Genomic DNA, 16,029 nt, shown 5'->3' on the forward strand with positions numbered 1-16,029 from the left:
AGAGCTCCTCATGTCCACCCTGCTGCTCCTGCCCGGCGACGGCATCGGCCCGGAAGTCTGCGCCGAGGTGCGCCGCGTGGCCGCCGCCCTCACCCCGGACCTGAAGGTCGAGGAAGCGCCCTATGGCGGCATGAGCTATGACGCGCACGGCACGCCGCTGCTGGACGAGGTGCGCGATCAGGCCATCGCCAGCGACGCGGTGCTGATGGGCGCCGTCGGCGGTCCGAAATGGGCGGACGCGCCGCGCCATCTGCGCCCGGAAGCGGGCCTCCTGAACCTGCGTAAGGCCATGGACGTCTATGCCAATCTGCGTCCGGCCTATTGCTTCGAGGCCCTGGCCGGCGCGTCCAGCCTGAAGCCGGAGCTGGTCTCGGGCCTGGACATCATGTTCGTCCGAGAACTGGTGGGCGGCGTCTATTTCGGCCAGCCGCGCGGCATCGAGGACCTGCCGGACGGCCAGAAGAAGGGCTTCGACACCGCCGTCTACACGACCAGCGAAATCGAGCGCGTGGGTCGCGTGGCCTTCGAACTGGCGCGCGGCCGGACCAACAAGGTCCACTCGGCCGAGAAGTCGAACGTCATGGAGTCGGGCCTGCTGTGGAAGCAGGTGATCACCGACCTGCACGCCCGCGAATATCCGGACGTTCAGCTGGAGCACATCCTGGCCGACAACTGCGCCATGCAGCTGGTCCGCGCGCCCAAGCAGTTCGACGTGATCGTCACCGACAACCTGTTCGGCGACATCCTCTCGGACGCCGCCGCCATGCTGACCGGCTCGCTGGGGATGCTGCCCTCGGCCGCGCTCGGCGCCAAGGGCAAGCCGGGTCTTTACGAGCCCATCCACGGCTCGGCCCCCGACATCGCCGGCAAGGGCCTGGCCAATCCGCTGGCCGCCATCCTGTCGTTCGAGATGGCCCTGCGCTGGTCGCTGAACCAGGTCGAGGCCGCCGACGCCCTGCTGGCGGCCGTCAAGGCGGCGCTCGACAGCGGCGCGCGCACCCGAGACCTGGGCGGCTCGCTGACCACCGCCCAGATGGGCGACGCGGTGCTGGCGGCGCTGTAGGCCCCTTCCCTAACAAGCGTTTCAGGCTCTAGGCTCCTCCCAACGACAAGACGGGAGGAGCCCATGATCGCGGGCCTGATGCAGACGACGCCGCTGCTGATCAGCGGGATCTTGACCTACGCCGCCCAGGCGCATGGGTCGCGCGAGATCGTCTCCCGCCAGATCGACGCGCCGCTGTGGCGCTATGACTATGCAAGCCTGGCGCGCCGCTCGGCGCAAGCGGCCCACGCCTTGAAGCGGCTGGGGGTCAGATCCGGCGACCGGGTCACGTCCCTGGCCTGGAACACCCACCGGCATCTCGAGCTGTTCTACGCCGTCCCCGGGATCGGCGCGGTGCTGCACACCGCCAATCCGCGCCTGTTCGACGACCAGATCATCTATACGATCAACCACGCCGAAAGCGCGATCCTGGTCTTCGAGCGCAACTTCCTGGCCCTGGTCGAGCGCATCGCGCCCAAGCTGACCACGGTGAAGACCTTCGTGATGCTGTCCGACCCGGAGCGGACGGAACGCGGCGCGATCGGCGCGGTCTCCTACGAGTCGCTGATCGCAGACGAGCTGGAGGCCTATCCCTGGCCGTCGCTGGACGAGAACGCCGGCGCGTTCCTCTGCTACACCTCGGGCACGACGGGCGACCCGAAGGGGGTGCTTTATTCGCATCGCGCCGTGGTGCTGCACGCCATGGCCGGCGGCCTGAACAGCGCCTTCGGCTTCACGGCCTTCGACGTTGTGATGCCGTGCTCCAGCCTCTACCACGCCACCGCCTGGGGCCTGCCGTTCACCGCCCCGATCTGCGGCGCCAAGCTGGTCCTGCCCGCCGACAAGATGGACGGCGCCTCCCTGCACGAGCTGATCCAAGGCGAGGGCGTCACCTTCACCGGCGGAGTGCCCACCATCTGGACGCTTTATCTGGACTGGCTGGAAAAGAACGACCAGCGGCCGGAGAGCTTGAAGCGGGTCGTGATCGGCGGCAGCGCCGTGCCGCGCGCCATGGCCGAGACCTTCAAGCAACACTACGACGTTCAGACCCTGCAGATCTGGGGCATGACCGAGACCTGTCCGCTCGGCGTGGTCTCCACCCCCACCCCGGCCCTCGCGAGCCTAGGCGAGGCGGCGATGGACGAGGCGCTCTGGACCCGCCAGGGCCGCCTGCAGTTCGGCGTCGAGCTGAAGGTCGAGACCGAGGACGGCGCCGAGGCCCCTCGCGATGGCCACACCTCCGGCGCCTTGCTGGTGCGCGGTCCGTGGGTGGTCAGGCGCTATTTCCGCAAGGACGTCGACGCCGCCCGACCCGACGGCTGGTTCGACACCGGCGACATCGCCACGCTGGACGAGCACGGCTTCATGCGCATCACCGACCGCCAGAAGGACGTGATCAAATCCGGCGGCGAGTGGATCAGCTCGATCGACCTGGAGAACGTCGCCGCCGGCTGCCCGGGCGTGAAGATCGCCGCCGTGGTCGGGGTCCCCCATCCCAAGTGGGAGGAACGGCCGCTGCTGGTCATCGAGGCTCACGAGGGCGCGGAGGTCCACAAGGCGATCGTGCTCGACTATCTGGCGCCGCGCATCGTCAAGTGGTGGACGCCCGACGACGTAGTCTTCGCCCGGGTGCCGCTGACCGCCACCGGCAAGATCGACAAGAAGGTCTTGCGCGAAGCCTGGAAAGGGCATCTGACAGGGGCATAGGCCCTCGCCGACGCCTGGGCCTCAGGCCCTCGCGCGCCCGAACAACCGCGTCGACAGCCAGCGCCGGACCGGCTCGTCATAGAGCTTGAGGCTGGCATAGGCGATCGTCACGGCGGCGGCCAGCACGCCGGCGCCGACCAAGGCGCCCCTGGCTGCGTCGGGTTTCCCGTCCACCACCCAGCCGGTGTAGATATAGATCAGCGGATAGTGGGTGATGTAGAGCGGGTAGGACAGCTCGCCGAAAAAGCGGGCGACGCGGACCGACGGGCCGTCCGCGCGCTGCTCCCCCGCGCCGATGGCCACGATCAGCGGGAACAGCCCGATGATGCAGGCGGCCTCGTAGAGACCATTGATCCAGCGCTGGTCGCCGACGCCGAAGCGCGGCGCGGCCAAGGCCGCGACCAGCAGCAGGCTGGCGATGGCGAAACCGCCGCGCAGGCGGATCCGTCCGCCCAGCCGCATCAGCAGGACGCCCGCGAAGAACGGAAACATCACGCGCGTGAGGCCAACCCGCACGCCCTCGGCGTCCAGCGCCCAGCCGCCGATGACGTCGCCGCGCGGGCCCGCGACCAGCATCCAAATCAGCGCCGCGCCCGACCCGGCCACCACGACGCCCATCGCCCGGTTCGACAGCTTTCGAAGGCCTACGGCGTAAAGGATGTTGGCGATATATTCGTAGAACAGCGACCACTGCGGGCCGTTCAGCGGATAGATTTCCTGCCAGCCTCTGATCTCGGCGGCCGGCGTCATGGGGATCATCAGAAAGCCCAGCGCCAGCACGCCCAGGACCTGCCAAGCCGTGACGCTGGCCAGCTTCGGGAACAGCGACGAATGCTGAAAGCCCAGCAGGGCCGCGCCCAACAGGCCACCGACCAGGATCATCGGCTGCAGACGCGTCAGGCGGCGCTTGTAGAACGCCCAGGCGCTCATGCCGCGCCAGCGGTCGTCATAGGCGTAGGCGATCACGAAGCCCGACAGCAGGAAGAAGAAGTCCACGGCCATGTAGCCGTGGTTGATGATCTGGCGTTCCGGATCTCCGCCACTCCAGGCCTCGAACAGGTGGAAGACCACCACCATCACGGACGCCACGCCGCGCAGACCGTCCAGAACGACATAGTGCCCTTTGGCGGACCGGGCGGCGTCGGGCGGCACGACGGTCTAGATCACCGGCAGGGCGCGGGGCTTCCGGTCCTCGCCGATCGCCACGAAGGTGAAGACGCCCTCGGTCACCTTGTGGGCCTGCTCGGCGTCGCGACGGCGGCGCCAGGCCTCGACCTGCACCTTCAGCGAGGTTCGGCCGGTATGGATCACCTTGGCGAACAGGCTGACCTCGTCGCCGACGAACACCGGGCTGATGAAGGTCATGCCGTCGACGGCGATGGTGGCGCAGCGGCCGGCCGCGCGGTGAAAGGCGATCGAGGCGGCCGCCAAGTCCATCTGCGACAGTAGCCAACCGCCGAAGATGTCGCCTTCGGGGTTGGTGTCCGACGGCATGGCGATGGCGCGCAGAACCGGCGCCTCGTGCGGCCACTCGGCCCTTTCCCAGGCCTTGGCCAGGGTCTCGGCGCGCTTGCCGGCGGGAACGGTGTCGGTCAAGGCCTCGGACACGCGCTTAGTGGCCGGCGGCGCCTTCATAGACGCCCGGGGCGAGAACTTCGTTCTCGTCGCCCACGCCGGTGGCGGCCACGAAGCGGCGGTCGCAATAGGGGCAGTCGACGAAGCCGGCCGCGCCCATCTCCAGCCACACGCGGGGATGGCCCAACGCGCCGCCGACGCCATCGCAGGCGATGCGGTGCGAGTGAACCGCGATCGTCTCGGGCGCGGGGCCGGCGATCGTGGTCGGGTCCATGTCGGTCGGCGCGGTGGCGGGGGTCTTGGCCATTTTCGGCGAGTCCTCGAGGAATTCCGAGCGCGGTCTTGGCGCGACCGCGAACGAGGCATACCTATGCGACGCCGGAAGGCGCCGTCAATTGACGCGCGCCTCATCGGGCGCTTCTCCGCCCTACTCTGCCCCTGTCTGGACGATCCATGGACCTGCCCGCCTACGCCATCGAAGCCGAAGGCCTGTACAAGACCTACGCGGCGACCAAGACCTCGCCCGAGAAGCGCGCCCTGAACGGCATCGACCTGAAGATTCCCCGCGGCTCGATCTTCGGCCTGCTGGGGCCCAATGGCGCGGGCAAGTCGACCTTCATCAACATCCTGGCCGGTCTGGTGCGAAAGAGTTCGGGCACGGTGAAGATCTGGGGCCGCGACATCGATCAGCGTCCGCGCGACGCCCGCGCCGCCATCGGCGTCGTGCCCCAGGAACTGGCCGCGGACGTCTTCTTCACGCCGCGCGAGTCGCTGGAGGTGCAGGCGGGCTTCTACGGCGTGCCCAAGAACGAGCGCCGCACCGACGAGCTGCTGAACGCCCTGGGCCTGGGCGACAAGGCCAACGCCTATGTCCGCCAGCTGTCGGGCGGCATGAAGCGGCGCTTGATGGTGGCCAAGGCGATGGTCCACCAGCCGCCGGTTCTGATCCTGGACGAGCCCACCGCCGGCGTCGACGTCGAGCTGCGCCGTCAGCTCTGGCACTACGTCACCGGGTTGAACGACCTTGGCGTCACCATCGTGCTGACCACCCACTACCTGGAGGAAGCCCAGGAACTTTGCGACGAGATCGCCATCGTCAACCGCGGCGAGGTGGTGGCCTGCGAGCCGACCGAGACTCTGCTCAAGCGCATGGACAGCCGCAACGTCGTCGTCACGCCCGAGGAGCCGATGGCCGTCGCGCCCGTCTTGGCCGGCTTCGACACCAAGCCCCGCAACGGCGGCGCCTTCCAGGTCAGCTACCGCACCGGCCAGTCCAGCGTCGAGCAGGTGCTGGCCGCCGTCCGGGCGGCCGGCGTGAAGATCAAGGACATCGCCACCGAGGACCCGGATCTGGAAGACGTCTTCCTGGCCCTGACCTATGGCGACCCGAACGCGGCCGATCCGACCAAGGACTGATCACGCCGCGCGCCGTCGCGCCTCCGCTGCGAAGACCGCTTGCCAGCGTCCGTCCGCCGCGCCAGCTTCGCCGCGCGTTCGGCGGTGGCGGGAATTGGCGCGATGCGTTTTCTGGGATGGATCTTGGCGGCCTGCTTGGGCCTCGCGCCCATCGCGCGCGCAGAGGCCGTCAGGCCTCTCCCGGTCAAGGTCGTCGTCCTGACCACCTTCGAAATCGGCGCCGACACCGGCGACCAGCCCGGCGAGTTCCAGCTGTGGGTCGAGGGTCTGCCTCTCACCGAAACCCTCGATGTCACGGGGCTGCGCCATCCCGCGCGCTGGTCGGCCAAGGACGGCGTACTGGGCGTGGTCACCGACATGCGCGCCCGTCCGCGCGAAAGCCTGGCCGCTCTGATCCAGTCGGGTCGTTTCGACTTTTCCAAGACCTACTGGATCGTGGCGGGCATCGCCGGCGTCGACCCCAAGGCCGCCTCGATCGGCAGCGCCGCCTGGGCGCGCTATGTCGTCGACGCCGATCCGATCTACGAGGTCGACGATCGCGAGATCCCATCCGACTGGCCCTATGGCCTGTATGCGCTGGAGACCGACCGGCCGAACGTCAAGGGCTCGGCCGCCGGCTCCTCGGGCATGGTCTGGAAGCTGAATCCCGAGCTCGTGGACTGGGCCTATGGCCTGACCGCCGGAACCGCCCTGCCCGACACCGCGCGCCTTGGCGCGTTGCGCGCGCCCTACGCCGCCGACCCCGCCGCCGTGAAGCCGCCCTTCGTGCTGAAGGGCGACGTCGTCGGGACCACCCGCTTCTGGCACGGCGAGAAGCGCACCCGCTGGGCCGAGGACTGGGTCAAGCTCTGGACCGACGGCGCGGGGACCTTCGCGATGACCGACTGCGAGGATCAGGGCGTCCTCGACGTGCTGGACCTCTACGCCAAGGCGGGCAAGGTCGACTTCAGCCGGGTTCTGGTGCTGCGCACGGCCAGCAACTATTCGCGCCCGCCGATCGGCCAGCCCGCCTTTCCGCGCGCCTTCCACGGCGAGGGCGCGATGGCCGCGTTCGACTCGGCCTATCGTGTGGGCTCGGTCGTGGTCCGCGAGCTGTCGGAACACTGGGATCGCTATGGGGCGCGGACGCCCAAGGCCAAGACGTCGGGGAACTAGGGCGAGATGATCGAGAAGACCTTCAAGCTTTCGGCCCAGGGAACCTCCGTGCGCACCGAGGTCCTGGCCGGCTTCACCACTTTCCTGACCATGGCCTATATCGTCATCGTCAACCCGACGATCCTGGGCCAGGCCGGGATGCCGGTGGCGGCGGTCGCGGCGGCCACCTGCCTGGCGGCGGGTTTCGGCAGCATCCTGATGGGGCTGATCGCCAACTATCCGATCGCCCTGGCGCCCGGCATGGGCCTCAACGCCTATTTCACCTTCACCGTCGTCAGGGGCATGGGCGTGCCTTGGGAGACCGCCCTGGGCTGCGTCTTCCTGTCGGGCGTGGCCTTCCTGATCCTGACCGTGGCGGGGATCCGCCAGCTGATCGTCGGCGCGATCCCTCGGCCGCTGTTCTCGGCCGTCGCCGCGGGGGTGGGCCTGTTCATCGCCTTCATCGGCCTGAAAGAGGCCGGCATCATCGTCGCCGACCCCGCCACCACCGTGGCCCTGGGCGACCTGACCCAGCCGAGCGCGTCCCTGGCCTTGCTGGGCCTGGTGGTCATGGGCGGCCTGATGGTCTGGCGGGTGAAGGGCGCGATCCTGATCGGCATCCTGGTCGCCGCGGCCGCCGGCTGGTCCATGGGCCTGGCCAAGGTCGTTCCCGGCGACCACGGCCTTTCGGCCCTGACCGCCACCGCCTTCAAGCTGGACGTCCCCGCCGCGCTCAGCCTCGGCGGCGCCAAGGGCCACGGCGGCGGCGCGGCGATGGCCATGACCCTGGCCGAGATCGTCTTCGTCTTCCTGTTCGTCGACCTGTTCGACAATGTCGGCACCCTGGTCGCGGTGACCAAGAAGGCCGGCTTGGTCCAGCCCGACGGGACGATCCCGCGCCTCAACCGCATCCTGACCGCCGACAGCATCGCCACGATCGGCGGTTCGCTGGTCGGCACCTCCACCGTCGTGAGCTATATCGAGAGCGCCTCGGGCGTCGCCGCCGGCGGCCGCACGGGCCTGACCTCGGTCGTGGTCGGCCTGCTGTTCCTGGCCACCCTGTTCTTCGCGCCCTGGGTCCAGGCCATTCCCGCCGCCGCCACGGCGCCGGCGCTGATCATCGTCGGCTCGCTGATGGTCGGCGCCCTGGCCGATATCGACTGGGAGGATCCGGCCGTCGCCATCCCCGCCTTCCTGACGGCGATCACCATCCCGCTGACCTTCTCGATCGCCAATGGCCTGGCCTTCGGCATCACCGCCTATGCGGGCCTGACCCTGCTGCGCGGCCGCGCCCAGCCGAAGGATTGGCTGCTGTTCGTGCTGGCCGCCCTGTTCGTCGCTCGCTTCATCTACATGGGCAAGGCGTGAAGCCGTTTGCGCAACAGCCGCCTTTCGGCTAAGACCCGCTTCCCGCTCCGGTCTCGAACCAGAGCGGCAGGCACCCGTAGCTCAGCTGGATAGAGCGTTGCCCTCCGAAGGCAAAGGTCACACGTTCGAATCGTGTCGGGTGCGCCATTTCGGTTTAGAACCGCGAACTTCCTTAAGAACCGAGTGATGCCCCCCCGAGGCGGCCAACGTTCTGAGACGTTCGGTCCTTCCCCCATGATCTTGATCTCCGTCGTCGAGAGCGCCTCGACGCTGAGCGACCGCGCGCACCTGGCCGCGGCGATACTTCCCTTCGGGGTCGCGTAGGGCATCACGCGTGGCGCTGGCCATGCCCCCCCAAGCTGTCTCATTGGCGCTGGCGGCGGACGCCCCGTCGATCATATCGCGCGCAGCCTGGCGGGAGCCTCTAGGCTAAGGGCTCATAGTCAGAATAGGACGGTGGCGGCGAGGGCTATGGCGGAGAGGAAGACGGTCGAGCGGCGGTCGTCCTGGGTGGCGACGCGTCGCCGGTCCTTCGGCCCGCCGAACATGATCTGGATGCGATTGCGCCGGATGCGCGGGGTGATCCCTACGCCCGCCGCTGGCATTTCCCGAAGGGCCCTGTGCAACGGAATGGATCAACCCGCGCGCAGGTTCATGGACGAGCCCGCCGATTAAGATGGCATCCGCCCAAAAGCCGCCGCAGCCGCCTTGGTCAAACTTGACTCCCCAAGCCAGCAAATCGCGAAATCGGGTCGCGTGTCGTCTTTCGAAACGCGCTATGGGGTCTGCGCCTTCATGGACGCTCGTTGGCTGGAAGATTTTCTCACCGTCGCGGAAACCGGCAATTTCACGCGCGCGGCGCAATTGCGCAATGTCTCGCAGGCCGCCTTCAGTCGCCGGATCAAGACGCTGGAATCGTGGCTGCGCACGCAGCTCATCGATCGCACCACCACGCCCATTCGGCTGACCCGCGACGGCCAGCGGTTTCGCGAACGCGCCGTGGAGATCATGCGGCAGATCAACGAGGCGCGGCTGAGCATCGGCGAGACCGGGACGGTCCGCCGGAAGCCGGTGCGGGCGGCGCTGGTCTACTCCCTGGCCTCGGGGGCCCTCCCCCAGTGGTGGAACGACTGGGCGGCCGAGGCGGGCGACGATGTCCTCTATAGCGTGATCAGCGGCAACGCCTCCGACTGCCTGGCGGCCTTGATGACCGGCAACGCGGATCTGGTCGTGTGCCATCAGCCCGACACGCCGGGCATGTGTCCGCCGGCCGAGCTTTACGAGCAGCTCGTGATTGGCCAGGACATCCTGGCGCCCTATGCGGCGCCCGCGCTCGCGGGTCCGGGCCTTTTCTCGGGCCAGCGGGGCGAGCCCGCGCCGCTGCTGATGTATGCGCGGCCTTCATCGTTCGCGCGCGCCGTCGAGACCATCATCGCCAACGCGCCGCACCGGATGCCCGGCCGCGTTGTCTTCAAGGCCGAGACTTCGGCGGTGCTTCGCGCCATGGCGGTGGCCGGCCACGGCGTGGCGTGGCTGCCCGAATGCGTGGCGCGCGAAGCGCCGCCAGGCGCCCTGAGGCGCCTGGACGCCGGCGAGTGGAGCGCCCGGCTCGACATTGTCGCCTACCGTGATCGCCAGGCCCGGATTCCGTTGCTCGATCGCCTGTGGAGCCAATCGCGGTCTGGTCGGGAAAACCGAGCGCCCGCGATGGCGGTCGCGGGATCCAGGGCGTTCTGAAGCATGGAAACCGAAGCCCAACGCGACCTTGTCGGCGCCATGGACATGCGTTGGCTGGAAGACTTTCTGGCGGTCGCCGACACCCGAAACTTCACCCGCGCCGCGCGCCTGCGCAACATCTCCCAAGCCGCGTTCAGCCGGCGCATTCGGGGCTTGGAATGGTGGCTGGGGGTGTCGCTGATCGATCGCGCATCCTGCCCATTGCGCTTGACTCCCGATGGCGAGAATTTCCGCCAGCGCGCCGCCGCGATCGTTCAGCAGATCACGGACGCCCAGTCGAACGACCCGACAAGCGGGCCGCGGCGCGAACTGAGCCTGGCTCTTCCTCACTCCCTCGCCACCGGGCGCCTGCCGGCTTGGTGGGGCGCCTGGCAACGCGCGGTGGGCCCGGACGTCGCTTGGAACATCGTGAGCGGCGACGTCAACGACATCGTCGCGGCCTTGATGACCGCCGACATTGACATCCTTATCGCCTACCAGTCGGCGATTGTCGGCGTGACCCTGCCCGAGGACCAGTACGAGCGCGTCGAGATCGGGGAGGAAGTCCTGGCTCCCTACGCCGCGCCCTGGGTCGCCGAACGGCTGGAGCGGTCAGGCCGCGCGGTCCCGCTGCTGGCCTACACGCCCACCTCCACCTTCGCCCGGGTCGTCGAGGCTCTTCTGGACGCCGCCCCGACCCGCCCACGCGGCCCGGTGATCTTCGAGGCGGAGTCCACCGCCGTGTTGCGCGCCATGGCCATGGCCGGCCATGGCGTGGCCTGGCTGCCGATCGGCGTCGCCAACGAGGCCCCGCGCGGCGCGCTGCGTCGGGTCGAGATCGAAGGCTGGAGCGCGGATCTCAAGATCATCGCCCATCGCGACCGCCGGTCGACATCGACGGCGGTGGCCGAACTTTGGTCGCTGCTATCGCCAGGAGGGCGGGGCGCGCCGGCCGCGCGCGTCGGGGGCGCGGCTCTTCGATGCCTGCCCGCCGCCAACGAGCCCACCCGCTGGAAACACCTCAGCTGATGACGCGCCCGTCAGACCGCTTTCAGAGACGGCGCATAGTCGAAGATGAAGTGAATGCGGGCGGCGTCGCCGCGGTTGGCGACGCTATGCGCCATCAGATTGTTCAGCTCGAACGCATATTGAGCCCTGGGCGGGATGCGCTCGGAGCCAACAATGAACTCGACATCCGGATTGGTCACGAGCGGCACGTGGATGCGATGGGCCGCGGCGAACGACGGATGGCCGTCGGTATGGCGGGCGATGCGGCAGCCCGCCGGCAGGCGCGCCATCATGGCTCGCAGCACCGTGCCGCCCGGCGGGTAGCGCTTGGCGATCACGCGGTCCATCAGATCCTGGGCCTCCTCGGCCAGGAGATCCCAGCCGGCGGCGCGAAAGATCCGAACGTCGGGCCAGCCTTCGCAGAAGGTCAGGATGATGGACTGGGTCTGGGCGTGGACATCGTAGTCGTTCTGGCGGCGCGCGTCGGCCAGCCAAGCGGCCTCGCCCAGCGCCAACACCTTGCGCGTCAAGGCCGAGCAATCGAACCTGCCCAATGGAACGGTCGGTTCGCTCGCGATCATCGCCACGCCCCACGCATTTTCAACCTCGTTCGTGACCTTCGCCGTGAACCCTGAGACCGCAACCTACTCGCCCTCGGAGATCGATCGCCAGGTCGAGCAGGCCTTTGATCGACACAAGCGCGGCGATCTCGCCCACGCCGCCAGCGTATATCGCGCGGTGCTGGCCAGAACGCCGGATCATGCGCGAGCCCTTCATTATATGGGCCTGATCGCCCAGCAAACGGGCAACTCGCGCCAAGCCGTGGAGCTTCTGGAACGCGCGATCGCGAGCGACCCCACCGATCCGCGCGCCTACAACCATCTGGGCCAGATCCATGCGCGGCTTAACGACAAGCGCGCGGCCGCCGAGCTTTTCGAACGGGCCCTGGCCATCGCCCCCGACCACGCCGACACGCTCAACAACCTGGCTAATGTCACGCTGACGCGGGACCTTCAGCAGGCGATCACCCTCTATCGCCGGGCGCTCGAGCTACGCCCAGACTCGGCCGCGGCGGCCTATAATCTCGCCCAGGCCCTGAATGAGGATCACGCCTTCGACGAGGCCGTCGCCCTGTTCCGCCGGGCCATCGCCCTGGATCCGGCGCACGTCCCGGCCCGCCACAATCTGGCTCTGCTGCTCGAGCAGCGCGGCCAGTTCGCCGAGGCCATCGAGCAATACCTGACCGTGCGGCGCCTAGACCCGCGCCACGCCCCCTCCCTGGCCAATGTGCTGGGCGTGCGCGACTACGTTCCCGACGCGACCATGGTGCGCCAGGCCGAGGACCTGTTGAAGACGCCAGGCGGGCGCGACGAGGATCGCATCAAGCTGCACCGCGGCCTGGGCAAGCACTACGAGCGATCCGGCGACCACGAACGGGCCTTCCACCACTTCAGCGGCGCCAAGGCGACCTTCTCGCGCACGCGCCCAGCCTTCGACCTCGACGCCGTGGTTCATCAGATGGCCCGCCTCAAGGCCGCCTTCACCGCGGCGACCTTTTCCGAAGCCGCGCCGCTCAGCGACTCCGAAAGGCCGGTGTTCATCGTCGGCCTGCCGCGCTCGGGCACGACCCTGACCGAGCAGATCCTGGCCAGCCATCCCCAGGTGTTCGGGGCCGGCGAGCTGCCTGACATTCCACGTCTGGTGAAGATGCTGGCGCCCGACTATCCCGAGGATCTCACCGACCTGGACGGCTTGGCCGAACTCGCCGGCGACTATCTGGCCGAACTCGACCGACTGGCGGGTCCCGCGCCATCGCGCGTGACGGACAAGATGCCGCTGAACTCGCTGCATCTGGGGCTAATCGCCAAGCTCTTTCCCAGGGCGCGCATCATCCACTGCCGCCGAGACCCGCGAGACGTGGCCCTGTCGTGCTTTGTCGAACTGTTCGAGCTCGACCATGACTTCACCACCCGGTTCGACGATTTCGGCCGGTATTTCCTGGAGCACGAGCGGCTGATGGATCATTGGCGGGCGGTGCTGCCCACGCCGATCCACGAGTTGCGCTACGAGGCGCTGGTCGCCGATCCCGAGCCGGTCATCCGCGACCTGCTGAGCTATTGCGGCCTCGACTGGGACCCGGCTTGCCTGGCGTTTCAGGAAACCGAACGCACAGTCCAGACCCCCAGCCGCTGGCAGGTGCGCCAGCCGCTCTACCAGACCTCGATCGGCCGCTGGCGGCGCTACGAGCGCCATATGACGCCGCTGCTTGAGCTGTTGGCGAGCGAGGACCGAGACCCGCCCGCCCCGGCCTCGCGCGAACCCGCGCGCGCGGCGGGCTCGAAGACGCCCTCGGCCCTGGAGCGACCGCTGTTCATCGTCGCCGCGCCCCGTTCGGGCAGCACGCTGCTGTTCGAGACCCTGGCCAAGAGCCAAGGCCTGTGCACGGTGGGCGGCGAAGCGCACTGGCTGGTCGAGAGCTTGCCAAGCCTGCGTCCCGGCGCGCCGGACGTCACGTCCAACCGGCTGACGGCTCGGCACGCCAGCTCCACGGTCCGACGTCACATGGTCGAGCAGATCGCCACGCGGCTGGTCGACGCGACGGGCGCGCCAACCCGGGGCGATGGCGGAGAGGTCTTCCTGGAAAAGACGCCGAAGAACGCGTTGCGCATTCCGTTCTTCAACGCGCACTTTCCACAGGCTCGCTTCATCTTCCTGTGGCGCGATCCGCGCGAGAACATCAGCAGCATCATGGAGGCCTGGCGCTCCGGACGCTTCGTCACCTATCGCGGCCTCGACGGCTTCCAAGATCCCTGGTCGCTGCTGCTCCCGCCCGCCCATGAGACGATGGCGGGCCAGCGGCTGGAGGAGATCGCGGCCTTCCAATGGCGCTCGACCAACACCATCGCCCTGGACGACCTCGAGGGCCTGGATCGCGACCGCTGGACCAGCGTCAACTACGCCGACCTGCTGGCCGATCCATTGGGAACGGTCTCGCGTCTGATGGACTTCGCGCGGCTGCCGCTGGACGAGCCCCTGGCCGCCCATCTGCGCCGCCCCCTGCCCGCCTCGCGCTATACCCAGACCGCTCCGGCGGCGGACAAGTGGCGCGCCAACGCCCGGGAAATCGAGTCCGTTCTGCCGAGGATCGAAGCGGTGTGGGATCGGCTTCGCGCGCTAGGCTAAGCGGCGCCCGCCACGCCCTATGCAAAGATTGCATGACGCCCTGAAAGGTTTTGCCTTCGATTTTCGCCGCGCCCTAATCGTGAGCTTCGCCGAGGACCGCTCGTCAGCGGCTCCCGCGAGACGAACAGGGGATCGGGCATGAAGTTGAGGACCGCGGCGGCCGCGTTGACCATCCTGGCCCAGGCCGCGTGGCCCGGACCCGCGGCCTGGGCTCGGGAGCCCGCCGAGACGGCCAAGACTTCGCTCCCGGCCGACGCCTTGCGCGTCGTCGACGTCTGGCTTGAAAGCGAACGCGCCTTTCACCGTATTCCGGCGATGTCCGCGACGATCACCCAGGGCGACGACATGGTCTTCGCCGCCGGCTACGGGACCGTCGACGCCGCGCGCAAGACGCCCGCGACCAGCCAAACGCTCTATTCGATCTGCTCGATCTCCAAGCTCTTCACCTCGGTGGCCCTGATGCAGCAGTGGGAGGCCGGCAAGGTCAGGCTTGACGAGCCGCTGACCAGTTACCTGCCCTGGGCCAAGCTGAAACCGCTGGACGAAGACAGCGTGCCGATCACCCTGCGCGGGGCGCTGACCCATTCGGCGGGCCTGCCTCGCGACTTCGACAAACCCTACTGGTCCGGTCCGGACTTCACCTTCCCGACGGAGGAGGAGGTCAAGACGGGCCTGGCCAAGCAACAGCCCCTTTGGCCCGCGTCGCGCTACTTCCAGTACAGCAATGTCGGCTTGACGCTGGTGGGCGACACGGTGGCGGCCGTCAGCGGCCAGCCCTATGCCGACTATGTAAAAGCCAATGTGCTGGCGCCGCTGGGCCTCAAGGACACCTATGTCGGCCTGCCCATGGCGCTCTACGGACAGCGGTTGGCCGTCGGCTGGGGCTCGCCCGACCGCCAAGGCCAGATCAAGCCGCTGCCGCCCTTCGACACGCGCGGCGTCCTGCCCGCCGCCGGGCTCGTTTCGTCGGCCGAGGATCTGAGCCGCTTCGCCCGCTGGCAGTTTCGCCTGCTGCGCACCGGAAAGACGGAGGTGCTGAAGGCCTCGACCCTGCGCGAGATGCAACGCGTGCAGTTCCTGGATCCCAACTGGAAGGACAGCTGGGGCCTTGGCTTTCACGTCTGGAAGAAGGGCGAGGCGACCTATGTGGGCCATGACGGCGCCTGTCCGGGCTACAAGACCAATCTGAGTCTTCGTCCGGCCACCGAGACCGCCGTGGTCGTGATGATGGCGGGGATGGGCGACGCCTGGGGCCACAGCGGCGCGATCTTCGATCTGCTTGATCGCCGCAAGGCCGCGCCGACCAGCGGTCCGAGCCTGCCGGACGCGGAGCTCGAGGCTTATTCAGGGGTCTATTCGGGTCAGCCGTGGATATCCGAAATCGCCGTGGCGCCCTGGAGCGGGGGGCTGGCGCTCATGAGCTTGCCATCGGCCAATCCGGCCGAGGGCCTCGACATCTTGCGGCCGGAGGGCAAGGACACCTTCCGGCGGCTGCGGGAGGACGGCAGCAAGGCCGACCTGGTGCGTTTCGAGCGCGACGCCTCGGGCAAGGTCACGGGCTTCACCGAATTCAGCATGCCCCACCCGCGCCTGACCGCCCTGCCCCCGGCCGACCATGCCAAGCCCAAGCCGGTCGCGCCCGCGACGTGATTTGCATTGCTTGACCGCTTTCACATGGTTTCAGCACAGGTCCAAAAGGCGCGCCATGCAAAGAATGCATCAGCCCGAGAATGAACTTGCGGCCCCCATGCCATTGATCGCGGAATGGAATTGCCAAACTGCGGCTATTGCTTTGTTCGCGGAAATTTGGCGCCCAAAAGTCTTACCCCGGGGGTGATTACCGCGATGGTTGCACTAAGGAACAGCATCCGTAAAAGGGC

13 protein-coding genes, 1 tRNA gene and 1 pseudogene are annotated in these 16,029 nt (G+C 68.3%); 10 read left to right on the forward strand and 5 right to left on the reverse strand.

From position 1 onward, the window contains the following. The first annotated feature begins 10 nt into the window (after positions 1 to 10). Complete coding sequence (leuB, locus tag OR37_RS03600) at positions 11 to 1,063, forward strand: 3-isopropylmalate dehydrogenase (RefSeq protein ID WP_004615880.1); 1,053 nt, start codon at positions 11 to 13, stop codon at positions 1,061 to 1,063. Positions 1,064 to 1,126: 63 nt separating this feature from the next. Further along, positions 1,127 to 2,749 (forward strand): long-chain fatty acid--CoA ligase, encoded by a 1,623-nt coding sequence (locus tag OR37_RS03605; RefSeq protein ID WP_004615882.1) that lies wholly within the window; start codon positions 1,127 to 1,129, stop codon positions 2,747 to 2,749. A 21-nt stretch (positions 2,750 to 2,770) separates the two neighbouring features. Here OR37_RS03605 and OR37_RS03610 read toward each other — a convergent pair whose 3' ends face one another. Genes OR37_RS03610 through OR37_RS03620 form a run of 3 tightly spaced genes read right to left on the reverse strand, consistent with a single transcriptional unit; the run spans position 2,771 to position 4,631 of the window. Beyond that, positions 2,771 to 3,901 carry an acyltransferase family protein gene (locus OR37_RS03610; RefSeq protein ID WP_004615884.1) on the reverse strand — a complete coding sequence of 377 codons (1,131 nt, stop codon included), beginning with the start codon at positions 3,899 to 3,901 and terminating at the stop codon, positions 2,771 to 2,773. A gap of 6 nt (positions 3,902 to 3,907) precedes the next feature. After that, positions 3,908 to 4,384, reverse strand: coding sequence for an acyl-CoA thioesterase (locus tag OR37_RS03615; protein WP_004615885.1), 477 nt, complete (start codon positions 4,382 to 4,384; stop codon positions 3,908 to 3,910). Further along, the gene (locus tag OR37_RS03620; RefSeq protein ID WP_004615887.1) at positions 4,362 to 4,631 is read right to left on the reverse strand and encodes a zinc-finger domain-containing protein; all 270 of its coding nucleotides are present in this window, start codon (positions 4,629 to 4,631) and stop codon (positions 4,362 to 4,364) included. The genes OR37_RS03615 and OR37_RS03620 overlap by 23 nt, the downstream gene beginning before the upstream one ends. A gap of 146 nt (positions 4,632 to 4,777) precedes the next feature. Here OR37_RS03620 and OR37_RS03625 point away from each other — a divergent pair, with 146 nt between their 5' ends. The 4 genes from OR37_RS03625 to OR37_RS03640 all read left to right on the forward strand — a co-directional run bounded on the left by OR37_RS03625 (position 4,778) and on the right by OR37_RS03640 (position 8,389). After that, on the forward strand, positions 4,778 to 5,740 hold the full coding sequence (locus OR37_RS03625) for an ABC transporter ATP-binding protein (protein WP_004615889.1): 963 nt from the start codon (positions 4,778 to 4,780) through the stop codon (positions 5,738 to 5,740). A 102-nt stretch (positions 5,741 to 5,842) separates the two neighbouring features. Continuing rightward, positions 5,843 to 6,895, forward strand: a complete 1,053-nt coding sequence (locus OR37_RS03630; protein WP_004615892.1) for a purine nucleoside permease — start codon at positions 5,843 to 5,845, stop codon at positions 6,893 to 6,895. 6 nt (positions 6,896 to 6,901) lie between these two features. Beyond that, complete coding sequence (locus tag OR37_RS03635) at positions 6,902 to 8,242, forward strand: NCS2 family permease (RefSeq protein WP_004615893.1); 1,341 nt, start codon at positions 6,902 to 6,904, stop codon at positions 8,240 to 8,242. Between the two features lie 70 nt (positions 8,243 to 8,312). Next, a tRNA-Arg gene (locus OR37_RS03640) sits at positions 8,313 to 8,389 on the forward strand. 296 nt (positions 8,390 to 8,685) lie between these two features. On the opposite strand, the pseudogene OR37_RS21420 reads toward OR37_RS03640, so the two are convergent. Further along, positions 8,686 to 8,811: pseudogene (locus tag OR37_RS21420) on the reverse strand (IS5/IS1182 family transposase); the annotation flags it as partial. 226 nt (positions 8,812 to 9,037) lie between these two features. Between OR37_RS21420 and OR37_RS03645 the strand changes: the two are divergent. After that, the gene (locus OR37_RS03645; protein WP_004615898.1) at positions 9,038 to 9,979 is read left to right on the forward strand and encodes a LysR family transcriptional regulator; all 942 of its coding nucleotides are present in this window, start codon (positions 9,038 to 9,040) and stop codon (positions 9,977 to 9,979) included. 3 nt (positions 9,980 to 9,982) lie between these two features. After that, the gene (locus OR37_RS03650) at positions 9,983 to 10,987 is read left to right on the forward strand and encodes a LysR family transcriptional regulator (RefSeq protein WP_004615900.1); all 1,005 of its coding nucleotides are present in this window, start codon (positions 9,983 to 9,985) and stop codon (positions 10,985 to 10,987) included. Between the two features lie 11 nt (positions 10,988 to 10,998). Here the strand turns inward: OR37_RS03650 and OR37_RS03655 are convergent, their stop codons facing one another. After that, entirely contained in the window at positions 10,999 to 11,496 is a 498-nt protein-coding gene (locus tag OR37_RS03655) for an aspartyl/asparaginyl beta-hydroxylase domain-containing protein (RefSeq protein WP_165570566.1), read from the reverse strand. Here OR37_RS03655 and OR37_RS03660 point away from each other — a divergent pair. Together OR37_RS03660 and OR37_RS03665 are read left to right on the forward strand one after the other, a co-directional pair. Further along, positions 11,486 to 14,149, forward strand: a complete 2,664-nt coding sequence (locus OR37_RS03660) for a tetratricopeptide repeat-containing sulfotransferase family protein (protein ID WP_004615904.1) — start codon at positions 11,486 to 11,488, stop codon at positions 14,147 to 14,149. The genes OR37_RS03655 and OR37_RS03660 overlap by 11 nt on opposite strands. Positions 14,150 to 14,287: 138 nt before the next feature. Beyond that, positions 14,288 to 15,799 carry a serine hydrolase gene (locus OR37_RS03665; RefSeq protein ID WP_004615906.1) on the forward strand — a complete coding sequence of 504 codons (1,512 nt, stop codon included), beginning with the start codon at positions 14,288 to 14,290 and terminating at the stop codon, positions 15,797 to 15,799. Positions 15,800 to 16,029 lie beyond the last annotated feature (230 nt).

The organism is Caulobacter vibrioides OR37, from assembly GCF_000372645.1.
Classification (GTDB): domain Bacteria; phylum Pseudomonadota; class Alphaproteobacteria; order Caulobacterales; family Caulobacteraceae; genus Caulobacter; species Caulobacter vibrioides_E.